The organism is Psychrobacter sp. 1Y4 (assembly GCF_051847555.1).
In genome coordinates this window covers 171,968-186,125 of the sequence record NZ_JBPYDE010000003.1, presented here as the reverse complement: position 1 = coordinate 186,125, position 14,158 = coordinate 171,968, and the positions used below count along the sequence as shown (strand labels likewise).

Genomic DNA, 14,158 nt, shown 5'->3' with positions numbered 1-14,158 from the left:
ATAAAAGTACCAAAATAAATATAAATTTGGTAGCACTCATTCAGACTTAGATGTGTATGACTTTATAGTTGCAATATTACCTTAGTCGGTAAATAAAAACTTTAATGTCAGCGCGTCTAAGTCTTTTTTTATCTCGTATTTAACATTGTATTGCAAACTAAAGACTAGGCGATTATTTATATCAACCATAAATCTCTTCCAACCGTAAACAAGAGACCAATCGACCGTCCCACTCTCGCAGCTTGGGCTCTATTTCGCTACACTTAGGTTTGGCATAAGGACAGCGTTTATGTAGCGCGCAGCCACTTGGCGGATTAAGTGGACTTGGAAGCTCACCATGTAAGGTTAAGTCATTTTTATGGCCAGTTACAGTCGGTGCTGCTGCTAATAAAGCAATGGTATAAGGATGTTTTGGTGCATTATAAATGGCTTCTTTAGGACCGTGTTCGACCGCCTGACCTAAGTACATCACCATTACATCATCAGCGACATGGCGTACCACTGAGAGGTTGTGCGAAATAAAGACGTAAGCAGTATGGTATTCGTCCTGTAAATCCATGAATAAATTCAATACTTGTGCTTGAATCGAGACATCGAGGGCTGAGGTAGGCTCATCAGCGACGACAATCTTTGGATTGAGCATCATCGCGCGGGCAAGGGCAATCCGTTGACGCTGACCACCTGAAAACATATGCGGATAACGACCAGCATGTTCGGGACGTAGACCGACATGCCTCATCATCTCATTTATCTTACTACGCTTTTCTTCCTTTGATAACTTGGTATGGATATCTAACGGTTCAGTCAATTGATAACCGATAGTATGGCGCGGGTTGAGGCTGCCATAAGGGTTTTGGAATACCATTTGGATTTCGGTGCGCAAATCTTTTAATGCTTTTCTACTATAACCAGTCGTCGCCTCATCGTTAATAAATAACTCGCCATCAGTAGGCTGTTCAATAAGTGTGAGCTGGCGGGCGAGAGTCGATTTACCGCAGCCTGACTCACCAACGACCGCAAGCGTCCTGCCAGCTTCAAGCTCAAATGAGATACCGTTTAAGGCTTTAACATAAGCTTTAGGTTTGCCCAAACCTTGCGATACTGGGTAATGCTTGTGTAGATTCACTGCTTTTAAGACCACTTTATTACTCATAACTGGGACTCCACAGTAGCAGTGTTAGCGATAGAAGTGCGAGAAGGTAAGTTTGGCAGGTCTGAGTGAATACAGCGTACGTTGCCATTAGGCGTCTCCAGAATGGGCGGTGGTACTTCACAAGCTGGCTCCTTATAAGGACAACGCGGAGACAATAAGCAACCGCTTGGGCGATCATATTGACTGGGTACGACACCCGGCAAACTATTGAGTCTATCTTGACCGATAGCCAGCTCGGGGATGGCTTGTAGCAAGGCTTCAGTATAAGGATGAGCAGGGGTTTTAAAGATCTCTGGCACGGTACTGGTTTCAACCACTTGCCCGGCATACATGACGACGACATCGCGTGAATTTTGTGCGACGAGGCCTAGGTCATGGGTAATAAGTACCATCGCCATTTGTTTTTCACGTTGTAGTCGGCTAAGCAAGTCCATGATTTGCGCTTGCACCGTGACATCAAGAGCGGTGGTTGGTTCATCAGCGATAAGGAGTTTTGGCTCGCAAGCAATCGCCATCGCAATCATAACTCGCTGACTCATACCACCTGATAGCTGATGCGGATAGACCTTAAGTCGGTTTTTGGCGTCAGGCATCTCAACCAATTCAAGCAGCTCTAAGATACGTGTCTGGACTGCTGAACCGCGCAGACCAAGGTGCTTGCGTAGTACTTCACCCAGTTGCATCTCAACCGTAAAACTTGGATTTAGACAAGACATCGCATTTTGAAAAATCATCGAGATGTCTTTGCCAATAATGCCACGCTTTTCTTTGGCTGACATACTCAGCATGTCTTTATTATCAAACATCACCCGCTTAGCACGAACCGTTGCAGAGGGCGGCAACAGTCCCATTAAGGCCATCATAGTGACGGACTTTCCTGAACCAGACTCACCAACTACTGCCACAACTTCGCTTTGCCTAATCGTTAACGACACATCATCTACTGCGCGAAAAGCACGCGCCCCTTCACCAAAGGTTACCGAGAGATTTTTAATATCTAGCAGTAATGGGGTATTGGTTGCCGCAGTATCTGTTGAATTTACTACAGCAGCATTGTTCAAAATCTCTGTCATTAGGTCACCTGCTTCAATTTGGGATCTAGCGCATCGCGTAGGCCATCACCAGTTAAATTAATTGACAAAGCAGCTAAGAAAATAGCGACACCTGGCCAAATGGCTAGCCAAACATTACTTTGAATATACTGACGCGCTGTACCAAGCATCGCGCCCCATTCTGCATCTGGCGGTTGCACGCCAAAACCTAAGAAACCAATCGCACCTGCTTCTAAAATAGCAGAGGAGAAAATCATCGTCGCTTGTACGATGAGCGGGGCCATACAGTTGGGCAGAATGGTCACGAACAATAAACGCAACACGCCAGCACCCATCACTTGTGAGGCAACAAAATACTCACGTTGTAGCTCTACCATCGCGGTAGCACGTGTCAGGCGGATAAAAGGTGGCGTACAAACCAAGGCAATGGTAATAATAGTGTTGGTCATAGAAGGGCCTAGGATAGCCGCAATGATGATAGCCAATAGCAAGCTTGGATAAGACATCAAAATATCATTGACTAGCATCACCGCTTTGCCCCAAACTTTTGGCCAAAACGCAGCGCTAAGTCCTAATGAAACACCGACTAGCATAGCGAGGGTAGTGGCACTTAGACCAATAAACAATGAGTAACGGGCGCCATACATCACCCGAGACAAAGTATCTCGACCTGCATCGTCAGTGCCGAGCCAAAACATTGCATTGCCACCGTCCAAGAAAGCAGGTGGGAGCTGCTCTTGGCCGGTGAATAGCTCATAAGGATCGTGAGGCGCAATAGCGGGCGCAAGTATGGCAATAATGACCATTAACGCGAGTACAATAAAACCAAGTACAGCGCCTTTATTTCGGCAAAATGTCGATAAAAACAGCTGCCAAGACGAGGGCGGTGTGGCTGCTAGATTGACATCGGAGGGAAGAACAGAAGGCTTCATGAGCAATTCCTGTAGTGGTCAGCACTTTAAAAGCGTTTAGAGTCTTATTCCTAAAAAATACTTAAAATTTTAAAATTGCTCTAAAGCATGTAAGCGCCAATCATCACTATTTGTAATATAATTATTTATCAATGTTAAATTAAGAAGTATGTCGAATACGTGGATTGATAAGACCATACAAAATATCAATAAATAAACTAACCAAGATCAAGGCGGTGGCGACCAGTAAAATACCGTTTTGCACAATTGGATAATCACGAGTAAAGAACCCATCAAGTAGCCAATTACCAACACCTGGCCAACTAAAGATAGTCTCAGTGATAATGGCTCCAGCAAGTAATGTGGCCATCTGTAAGCCAACGACAGTAATTACCGTAATTAAAGCATTGCGCATAACGTGCACTAATATCACTCGGCGCGGCGATAAGCCTTTGGCTCGTGCTGTACGTACATAGTCCTCATCTAACACCTCTAGCATTGCAGAGCGCGTCATCCGCGCAATCATCGCTAGAGGAATGGTTGATAAGGCAATAGACGGCAGAATAAAGTGTTTTACCACATCCCAAAATGCACCAGGCTCTCCTGACGTCAAAGAACCCAATAGCCATGAGCCATACAAGGGCTGAACATCCAAAAACTGAGCGACAGATATCACTCCAGCGACTGGTAAAAGACCTAAATAATGGGCGAATATACCTGTTAGGATAGGTCCCAATAGATAGATAGGCATAGAGTATCCTGCTAGCGCCCCTGACATCAAAGTGTAATCAATCCACGTACCACGCCGGAGTGCGGCGAAGATACCTAAGCTGACACCAATGACACTAGCAATGACAATGGCGCACAAAGCCAGCTCTAAGGTTGGGACAAAATGGGCAAAGAAGTCTTGTAATACTGGAGTACGTGTACGAAAGGACTGACCAAAATCACCGGTCAAGATGCCGGTTAAGTAATCCCAATATTGGACGATGAGTGGTTTATCTAAACCAAGTCTTTCTAAGGCACGGGCATGTAATTCTGGATCGACCATACGCTCACCCATCATAATCTCAACGGCATCGCCAGGGACGAGACGAATCAGGGTAAAGGTTGATAGCGTTAAGCCAAGGTAGACAGGAATTAAAATGGCAATACGGCGCAAAATATAAAGTAGCATGGGCTGCTCAATAGTTGTGGTTCAATGATTAGAGTGTTGACAGTGAAAAGAGTGCCCGTGACAAAACAGTTAGTTTATATAAAATCGGCTAGAGCAGAGGGTCTGACCTAGCCGAATACGAATTAAACAATCATGTATGTCGTACCGGACTTTATCAGTTCAGGTTATTCAACCTTGACACCATCGAAGCGTATTGAACCCAGTGGACTAATCTTATAATCGACAACGTTTGGTGCTGTGAATACGGTCACCACCGAATGTGCCATCGTCGTCCAAGGCAGCTGCTCTTTGAATATCTGCTGAGCTTGTACATAATCACTAACGCGATCATCTTGATTGGTAATCTGGCGGGCATTGGTCACTAAAGTGTCAAAGTCCTTATTACACCAGCGTGAGTAGTTGTTACCACCGACAGCATCACAAGATAATAACGTACCAAGCCAGTTATCTGGGTCCCCATTATCACCGGTCCAACCAGCTAGAATAACATCGTGCTCACCTTTAGCAGCGCGATTCAGGTACTCGCCCCATTCATAAGTGACAAGCTTGGTATCGACGCCAATCTTCGCCCAATCTGCTTGTAGCATCTCAGCCATTAGCTTGGCGTTAGGGTTGTATGGGCGTTGAACTGGCATATACCATAGGTCAATTTCAAGATTATTAGCGCCGGCTTCTTTGATGAGCGCTTTGGCTTTTTCAACATCATAAGAAGCGTCCTTAAGCGACTCATCATAACCCCACTGTGTTGGCGGCATAGGATTGGTCGCTTTGAGTCCTTCACTTTGATAAACCGCATTGATAATAGCGTCTTTGTTGATGGCCATATCCAATGCTTGACGAACTTTTAGGTCACTAAGCTTCGGTTTCTCAACATTGTAGCCCACATAGCCGACGTTGAAGCCAGGCTGATCAAGCACCGTGGCCTTACCAGATTTTTTGACAGAGTCGATTTCAGCAGGCTTAGGATAGGCGGACACATGGCATTCACCAGCTTGAACTTTTTGGGCGCGAACCGCTGAATCTTTAGTAATGACAAACACTAGATTATCGATGTGAATATCGTCTTTGTTCCAATAGTCTGGGTTTTTGGTGTAGCGAATTTGCGCGTCTTTTTGATAGGAAGTAAAGACGAAAGGTCCGGTACCAACAGGTTTAGTATTGATATCAGCGGCATTATCTGCAGCCATTAGCTGATCTGCGTATTCAGCAGAGTTGATGTAAGCAAAGGCCATTGCTAGGTTCTGTAAAAACGGTGCGTTGGTCTCACTAAGGGTAACTTTTACCGTATAGTCATCAACCTTTTCGATATCAGAGATGATATCAGGCAGCCCCATACCAACCGAATATGGGAATTCAGCAGGATAGGCTTTGTTGAATTCAAAGTCTGGATTGGTGATACGTTCTAGCGTAAAGACAACGTCATCAGCGTTAAAGTCGCGGGTTGGGGTAAAGTAGTCTGTTTTGCCAAATTTGACCCCTTTACGTAGATTAAAGGTATAGGTTTTGCCATCTTCGCTAATATCCCAGCTTTCAGCCAGCCCTGGTTGAATCTCGGTGTCAGCTCTTTTGAATTCTACCAAGCCGTTATAGATAGGGTAGGCGCTGGCATCAAAGTCAGTACCAGAAGTATACTGTGCTGGATCGAAGCCAGCAGGGCTGCCTTCTGAGCAATAAAGCAATGTTTTAGCTGCTTTGGCATCTGAGCTGGCAGCGGATTCATCAGTGGTTTTGTTGTCGCCGCTACAAGCGCTAATACCTAAAATAACCGTAGCCAACAAAGTAAGTTTGAAGAGTGATTTTTGCATTATTACATCCTATGTAAATGATAAGAAGTTTACCAATATATGCACAGGTTCATACCTAAACCATAAACACAATTGGCAAACTCTTAATTCCCTTTAAAGTTTTTATCAATATAATATTTTTAATATGCAATGCAGAACAAGAGTAATGTTTTGACCACTTTAGGTCAAGCATGCAAGAAAACAAATATAAATAAATTGTTTGAATATACTCTTTCAAACAGCAGTAATGCAAGTTATCTGTGAACTAAATTCAACAAACACTGCCTTATATTAAGAACGTTTGTTTTTTAATTGAGTATAAACAACTAAACAGTAACCAATATTTAATCAAAATAAATAAATAAAAATGACTAAGGCGTATTAATTAATTAGTACATCTTTGACAGCACAGGCATAATGAGCCAAGTTATTGAATCACTTATATTTCACATATCTCCGAGCGCACGATAAAGCGTTTGCCCTCTGGTATCTCAAGTGAAAAACTCGCACCGCGACCGTCTACCACATCGATAGTTAGATCGGTATGCTGCCATAGTTTATATTGTGCTTTACCCATATAAAATGGACAGCCTGCAAGCTCACCGACTAACACATCTTGCCCGCCAACTTTAAACTCGCCCAACGGATAACACATCGGTGAGCTACCATCGCAGCAACCACCAGATTGATGGAACATCAGGTCACCGTGCTTAGATTTTAGTAGTTCAATTAATTCTTTACAGGATTTTGTCGCTTCAAGTTTCATGTCGGACTCCTTGTCATGACAATAATTTATGCAATTTATTTTATAGCAGTTTTATCGCTGGTTGACTTTGATCTAGGGTTGGCAGCTCTTGCTCATCTTTTAAATCAACACCGGATAGTTTAAGTTCACAAGATTTTTTCATTAGTGCTAATAGTCGATTCGCTGCCATTTTAATGGGCAGTCCAGCAGCTCGCACATTAGAGATACAGTTGCGCATGGCGTCATGGCTATCAGTATGCGCGTCCCAAGTATAATAAATACCTAAGCTGTCAGGGGAGCTAAGACCGGGTCGCTCACCAATAAGCATTACCAGCATTTTGGCCTTGAGACGTTCTGCAATTTTATCGCCTAAAGCCACACGGCTGCCCGTTGCAATGACTAAGGGCGCGATGCTCCAGCCTTCTTCTTTAAATAATGGCAATAGCTCCGCGACCAGCTTTGGTCCATTTTCTTCTAGCGCCCGTGCTGACAGACCATCTCCCATCACGATGATGACATCATAAGATTTATCCGTGCCTGATTGCTCTAAAAAGTACTCTAATTTTTCAGAAGATTCAGTGTTTAATAGCCTTCCCCAATCTGGACGTTTAAGATAGTCAGATTTGTTTTCTGCCTGACTCGTTACTTTGAATAGCTCCCATGCCTCATCTGATTGTTCTAGAGCTTCCTCGTTACTTTTCTTTGAATCCTCTGTTGCATTCTCTGTGTCCATATCTTTAAAAGTAAGATGGCATTGTGTAGACAAATCATCAACTAAGCGTTCGATATCTAAGTCTTGTAGTACCGCATCTTTGGCTTCGGCATGATCAAGCTGAAACTTTAATAAAGGCTTGGTAGGAATACTACAGCCAACTCGTCCTAGCGCGATTCTAGAGTCTGTATATTCTTTTAACTTTTGCCAAGGATCTAGATGAACCAATTCAGATCGTTGACTCGTTTTGGGTTTGTCTTCGTCAATAATCGACTGCTTAACTTGCGAATCATTCACAGACATAGCATTCTCCTTTATGATTCGGTATTGCGTGACTTTATAGATTTATTTTAATCATTATTATAGGTTTACATAATGCCAGAAAGCAGGGACGATGGCTTGTCTGACCATTTGATACTGTTTTGCGTTTGAGTATAAATGCTGTTTTCACTGAGCCAATGCGCAAACTCAGGGGCAGGGGTCAACCCAAGCAGTTGCCGAGCGTAGAGGGCATCATGGAATGAGGTAGTTTGATAATTGAGCATGACATCATCGGAGCCTGGAATACCCATAATAAAGTTGATTCCAGCGGTCGCAAGCAAGGTCAATAAGGTATCCATATCATCTTGATCGGCATCGGCGTGATTGGTATAGCAAATATCACAGCCCATAGGGACGCCAAGCAGCTTGCCACAGAAATGATCCTCAAGGCCTGCGCGAATGATTTGTTTGCCATCAAACAGATATTCAGGGCCAATAAATCCAACGACCGTATTTACTAACAGTGGATTAAATTCTCTAGCCACTGCATAAGCTCTTGCTTCCATTGTTTGCTGATCGACATCGAAATGCGCATTGCTTGACAGCGCACTGCCTTGTCCGGTCTCAAAATACATAACATTTTGCCCGACCGTGCCACGATTTAGGCTGAGCCCCGCTTCATAGCCTTCTCTCAATAGGGCCAAATCTATACCAAAGCTAGTATTGGCTTTTTCACTGCCAGTAATTGACTGAAAGACTAAATCAACGGGCACTTTTTTCTCAATCAATTGGATAGCGGAGGTGATGTGAGTCAATACGCAAGATTGAGTAGGAATTTGATATTCAGATATCACATGGTCTAGCAGCTTAAGTAGTTCTGATAAATTTTGTAGATTGTCAGTGGCGGGGTTGATGCCAATCACAGCGTCCCCATTGCCATACATCAAGCCATCGATAATACTGGCAGAAATACCCAACATATCGTCGGTAGGATGATTGGGCTGTAAGCGCGTAGACAAGCAACCATCAAGACCGATAGTGTTGCGAAACTTAGTAACGACTTGGCATTTCTTGGCGACTAGAATTAAATCTTGCACGCGCATTATTTTGCTAACGGCAGCTACCATCTCTGGAGTAAAGGCATATTTTAATTGGGCTATTTCATCCCTTGTGGCAGATTCCCCCAATAACCAGTTTCTTAAGTCACCAACGGTAAAGCTGGATATTTTGGCAAAGGCTTGTTTGTCGTGCTGTGCCATAATCAGCCGAGTTACTTCATCGTCTTCATAGGGGATGGTGATGTCATCTAAAAAGTCGATTAATAAACAATCGGCTAAAGCCATTTGCGCGGCTACACGTTCAGTGGCATCAGAGGCTGCAACCCCAGCCAATTCATCACCTGAGCGTCGCGGTGATGCTTTGGCAAGTAACACTTTTAAACTCTCAAATTGGTAGGTTTTCTGCCCTACAGTATGTTGATAAGCCATTTTGTTCACCTTCTATCTATCAATTTTATAGGCTATAAAATATAAGCTCTATAAACATTATTAACTTAAATCATCTGACGCGGCTTGAATCTCGGCGAACTCTTCTTCTGGCGTGCCACTCACTAAGTGATGACGGCTAAATATGACGAAGTAGAGAATAAATACGATATAAATCCCCGCCGCCATAAACCAAACTTTGGGATCGACCATTAGCCCTGCGATTACGGCAAAAAAGGCGAGCACAAGTGCTATACCTGACGTCATGATGCCACCCGGTGTCTTATAAGGGCGCGGCAAGTCAGGACGCGATAAACGCAGCTTGATATGAGAGGCCATCATTAATACATAAGAGATAGTCGCACCGAATACCGCCATTAGAATAAGAAGATCTCCTTCACCAGTAAGTGATAATAGAAAACCTATAATGCCAGGAACAATAAGAGCCAAATAGGGGGCTTTATTGCTGTTAGTTAGCGATAGTTTTTTGGGTAAATAACCCGCACGCGATAAGGCGAAAATCTGCCGAGAGTAGGCATAAATGATGGAAAAGAAGCTGGCGATCAGACCTGCGAGACCAACGAAGTTTACAAAACTTGCCAACCACGTATTTTCACCATATACGGCGATTAGGGCATCAACCAAAGGCGCTCCTGAATCTTTTAAGGTATCTGCACCCGCAGCACCTGGTCCTAAGAATAAAATAAGCAGCGCGAATGACGCTAAAATCAACATGGCACCGATTAGCCCACGTGGTAATGACTTAGCAGGATCTTTAGCCTCTTCAGCCGCTAGAGGCACACCCTCAACCGCTAAAAAGAACCAAATCGCATAAGGAACGGCAGCCCAAATCCCGATATAACCAAAGGGTAGAAACGGACTTGCTCCTGCTTGTGTACCAACGGCAATATCAAATAGATTTTTACTATCAAAATGAGGAAACATCGATACGATAAATACCACTAAGGCAATACAGGCAACAGCGGTAATGCCAAACATAAGCTTTAATGCTTCGCCTGCGCCTTTTAAGTGGATAGCTATAAAGACGATATAGCATGTCAAATATATGATCCAGCCTCCGATACCGAATAACGACTCGCAATATGAGCCAATGAACACTGCGATAGCGGCTGGTGCGATGGCATATTCAATCAAAATCGCAGTACCAGTTAAATATCCTCCTAAAGGACCAAAAGCGGTACGGGCGAAACTATATCCACCGCCTGCTGTAGGCAACATGGTGGACATCTCTGACATCGATAAACACATGCACAGATACATGAGAGCTACGGCTATCAAGGCCACAAACATCCCGCCCCAACCACCTTGTGCTAGGCCAAAGTTCCAACCAGCAAAGTCTCCGGAGATGACATAGGCGACGCCAAGACCTATTAATAAAACCCAACCAACCGCGCCTTCTTTAAGTTGACGTTTGGCGAAATAATCTTTTTCAGCTTGAGTGCTGCCAGAGACCGCGCTCTTATGATCGTTAGGCGTGCTTGTCATGTTATTCCCCTACATAAAGACTATAAGTAAACTGAGGGTACTGCTAACTCATACTGTAAATAACTTGTCATTAAAAATTATTAACAACTGACATCTGAAAGCTGAAAATAAAAGGTCGTATCCCTTCAACTCAAATTGCTAGTAACGCATGGTTGAAATGATACGACCTGTTATTAATGATTAAAGACGATAACCATTAAACCAATGTCAAAATGTCACAAAGCTATAAGGCTACATAGCGTAGTCAATCACAATGCGACCCTCGATTTTTCCTTGGCGCATACGTTCAAGAATATCATTGATATTCTCAAGCGGCTCAGCAGCTACGGTCGCTTTCACTTTGCCTTCCGCTGCCATATCTAGCGATTCTTGCAAATCAAGACGCGTACCAACGATTGAACCACGAATAGTGATGCCGTTTAGTACCGTATTAAAGATAGAAACAGGGAAGTCACCCGTTGGCAGGCCGTTACATACCAAAGTACCACCGCGTCGTAACATAGTTAAAGCTTGATCAAACGCTTTAGAGGATACGGCAGTTACGAGCACCCCATGAGCGCCGCCAATCTCTTTTTGTAGATACTCACCAGGATCAGTGTTCTTGGCATTAACGGTAACTGTTGCGCCCAGTTTTTTGGCAAATTCAAGCTTTTCATCGTCAATATCGACAGCGGCAACATTCAATCCCATAGCAATAGCGTACTGTACCGCCATGTGACCAAGTCCACCGATACCTGAAATAACGACCCAATCACCCGGCTTGGTGTCGGTCATTTTTAGACCTTTATACACGGTAACACCTGCACATAGGACTGGTGCAATCTCAACAGAATCAACGCTCTCAGGGATAATGCCAACATAGTCGGCATCTGCCAATACGTATTCTGCAAAGCTACCATTCACTGAGTAGCCAGAGTTTTTTTGTTTTAGACATAAAGTCTCCCAACCGCCTAAGCAGTGGGTGCAGTGACCACAAGCAGAGTAGAGCCAAGGGACACCGACTCGGTCGCCTTCTTTGACATGATGTACGTTTTCGCCAACAGCGGTAATGAGGCCTACGCCTTCGTGTCCGGGGATAAATGGTGGGCTAGGTTTGACTGGCCAATCTCCTTCAACCGCATGCAAATCAGTATGACAGACACCTGATGCTTGCATTTTGACTACGATTTGACCGGCACCTGGGGTCGGAATGTCTACTTCTTCAATCTGCAGAGGTTGGTTGAATTCATGCAGAACCGCAGCTTTCATTTTGTTACTCATGGTGTAACTCCTTATTACTAGCAGTCACTAACGCTCAACTCAATCGTTCAAACCGCCAATTATGTTAGATGTAGATGCTTGGTAAGCATCAAGGTCGCACTTTACGGCTTTGCCATAAAGTGCATTGAGGGATAGATTTAAAAGAAGCCCATTTTTTTAGGACTGTAAGACACCAGCATGTTTTTGGTTTGCTGATAATGATCGAGCATCATTAGATGGTTTTCACGGCCGATACCGGACTGTTTATAACCACCGAAAGCAGCATGCGACGGATAGATGTGATAGCAGTTGGTCCATACACGACCCGCTTGGATACCACGTCCGAAACGATACGCTTTATGTACACTGCGTGTCCAAATCCCAGCGCCAAGACCATATAACGTGTCATTAGCAATGCTCATCGCTTCGTCGTCGTCTTTGAACTTTGTGACGGCAAGTACTGGTCCAAAGATTTCTTCTTGGAACACGCGCATGTCATTAGTACCTTCGAAGATAGTCGGCTGCACATAGTAACCTTCCCCAAGATCGCCATTGTGTTTAGCTTTTTCGCCGCCCACTAAGACTTTTGCACCTTCTTTTTTACCGATATCGAGATAAGAGAGGATTTTTTCTAATTGATCTGAGCTGGCTTGCGCACCAATCATGGTGTCAGTGTCTAATGGATTGCCCATTTTGATAGCTTCGACGCGAGCGATACAGCGTTTCATAAATTCATCATAAATGCTTTCATGTACTAAAGCGCGTGATGGGCAAGTACAGACCTCACCTTGGTTCAAGGCAAACATCACTAAGCCTTCTACTGCTTTGTCTAAGAAATCATCATCTTCGTCCATGATATCGGCAAAGAAAATATTTGGACTCTTACCACCAAGCTCAAGCGTTACTGGAATAATGTTTTCACTAGCATACTGCATGATAAGACGACCGGTGGTCGTTTCGCCAGTGAAAGCCACTTTATTAATGCGTGGGTTAGAAGCCAATGGTTTACCTGCCTCGACACCAAAACCATTCACGATATTTAGTACGCCTTTTGGCAAAATATCAGCGATGCCGATGGTTTCTAGCATGAACAAGATAGAAGCTGGCGTTTGCTCAGCAGGCTTCATGACGATACAGTTACCAGCAGCAAGAGCTGGGGCAATTTTCCATACTGCCATCAGAATAGGGAAGTTCCATGGGATAATTTGACCGACGACACCAAGCGGCTCATGAAAGTGATAAGCAACCGTGTCTTCATCTATTTGGCTAATACCACCTTCTTGGGCACGAATCGCGCTGGCAAAATAGCGGAATTGATCGATAGCTAATGGAATATCTGCCATGAGAGTCTCACGCACAGGCTTACCGTTCTCATAGCATTCGGCAATAGCGATAGACTCTAGATTGGCTTCCATACTATCGGCGATTTTGAGTAGTAAGTTTGCGCGTTCAGCAACGCTGGTCTTACCCCAAGCGTCTTTGGCAGCATGAGCCGCATCTAACGCGGCTTCGATATCTGCTTCTTTTGAGCGAGCGACCTGACAGATGACTTTACCATCGATAGGACTTGGATTATCGAAATACTCACCATCAACGGGTGCAATCCACTCACCGTTGATAAAGTTGTCATATTTTTCGCGGAATTGGACAGGACTGTCTTCAGTATTAGGGTAGGCGTATAGCATCAACGACTCCTTGTTGTGTTGTTTGAGAGAGATCACAGGAAAGTTTATTTATTGTTTTATAAAATATTATAAAAAATAGATACTTACGTGTTTCATAATTAGTCTTCCTGACTAATTACTCACTCTATCGTACTTAGCTTTAAGACAGAGTGATAATGACTTTTTATAATGATATATTCTGTATCGCATAACTTTACGTTATATAAGCGCTGAAGATTAAAGTGGTTCGCAAAACTGGCGTAACTGTTATAATCGTTGCCAAGTAATTTAAGCGGTTGTCTTCAAAGCACTTATCCATTGTATGGGCTTCAATCTTGTCCAGTGTGCGCAGTGTACTTTTTATATGCAGCCGCATTTACTTTCTTGTTTTTTTAAGTTGCCTCAATTATACGTATACAATCGGTGACTTTATTTCTTATACTTTTTTCTCATTGTTAACTTAATTGGTT

The 14,158-nt window shown here is 43.7% G+C and carries 11 protein-coding genes; all 11 read right to left on the bottom strand.

Annotated features, from left to right (window positions below; all coding sequences use genetic code 11):
- Positions 1–181: 181 nt before the first annotated feature.
- The 11 genes from ACS8FC_RS03605 to exaC all read right to left on the bottom strand — a co-directional run bounded on the left by ACS8FC_RS03605 (position 182) and on the right by exaC (position 13,709).
- Entirely contained in the window at positions 182–1,153 is a 972-nt protein-coding gene (locus ACS8FC_RS03605) for a peptide ABC transporter ATP-binding protein (protein WP_439295894.1), read from the bottom strand.
- Positions 1,150–2,226 (bottom strand): ABC transporter ATP-binding protein, encoded by a 1,077-nt coding sequence (locus tag ACS8FC_RS03600; protein ID WP_439295893.1) that lies wholly within the window; start codon positions 2,224–2,226, stop codon positions 1,150–1,152. The genes ACS8FC_RS03605 and ACS8FC_RS03600 overlap by 4 nt, the downstream gene beginning before the upstream one ends.
- The gene (locus ACS8FC_RS03595; protein ID WP_299216986.1) at positions 2,226–3,137 is read right to left on the bottom strand and encodes an ABC transporter permease; all 912 of its coding nucleotides are present in this window, start codon (positions 3,135–3,137) and stop codon (positions 2,226–2,228) included. Before ACS8FC_RS03595 ends, ACS8FC_RS03600 begins: the two co-directional genes overlap by 1 nt.
- A 139-nt stretch (positions 3,138–3,276) precedes the next feature.
- The gene (locus ACS8FC_RS03590; protein WP_299216983.1) at positions 3,277–4,293 is read right to left on the bottom strand and encodes an ABC transporter permease; all 1,017 of its coding nucleotides are present in this window, start codon (positions 4,291–4,293) and stop codon (positions 3,277–3,279) included.
- Positions 4,294–4,457: 164 nt separating this feature from the next.
- On the bottom strand, positions 4,458–6,098 hold the full coding sequence (locus ACS8FC_RS03585; protein ID WP_439260460.1) for an ABC transporter substrate-binding protein: 1,641 nt from the start codon (positions 6,096–6,098) through the stop codon (positions 4,458–4,460).
- A gap of 418 nt (positions 6,099–6,516) precedes the next feature.
- Entirely contained in the window at positions 6,517–6,843 is a 327-nt protein-coding gene (locus ACS8FC_RS03580) for a DUF779 domain-containing protein (RefSeq protein WP_439260461.1), read from the bottom strand.
- Between the two features lie 40 nt (positions 6,844–6,883).
- Entirely contained in the window at positions 6,884–7,837 is a 954-nt protein-coding gene (gene eutC, locus ACS8FC_RS03575) for an ethanolamine ammonia-lyase subunit EutC (protein WP_439295892.1), read from the bottom strand.
- Between the two features lie 65 nt (positions 7,838–7,902).
- Complete coding sequence (locus ACS8FC_RS03570) at positions 7,903–9,282, bottom strand: ethanolamine ammonia-lyase subunit EutB (RefSeq protein WP_439295891.1); 1,380 nt, start codon at positions 9,280–9,282, stop codon at positions 7,903–7,905.
- Between the two features lie 60 nt (positions 9,283–9,342).
- The gene (eat, locus tag ACS8FC_RS03565) at positions 9,343–10,785 is read right to left on the bottom strand and encodes an ethanolamine permease (RefSeq protein ID WP_439295890.1); all 1,443 of its coding nucleotides are present in this window, start codon (positions 10,783–10,785) and stop codon (positions 9,343–9,345) included.
- A gap of 231 nt (positions 10,786–11,016) precedes the next feature.
- Positions 11,017–12,045 (bottom strand): alcohol dehydrogenase AdhP, encoded by a 1,029-nt coding sequence (adhP, locus tag ACS8FC_RS03560; RefSeq protein WP_299216969.1) that lies wholly within the window; start codon positions 12,043–12,045, stop codon positions 11,017–11,019.
- Between the two features lie 137 nt (positions 12,046–12,182).
- Positions 12,183–13,709, bottom strand: a complete 1,527-nt coding sequence (gene exaC / locus ACS8FC_RS03555; RefSeq protein ID WP_439295889.1) for an acetaldehyde dehydrogenase ExaC — start codon at positions 13,707–13,709, stop codon at positions 12,183–12,185.
- Between the last annotated feature and the right edge of the window lie 449 nt (positions 13,710–14,158).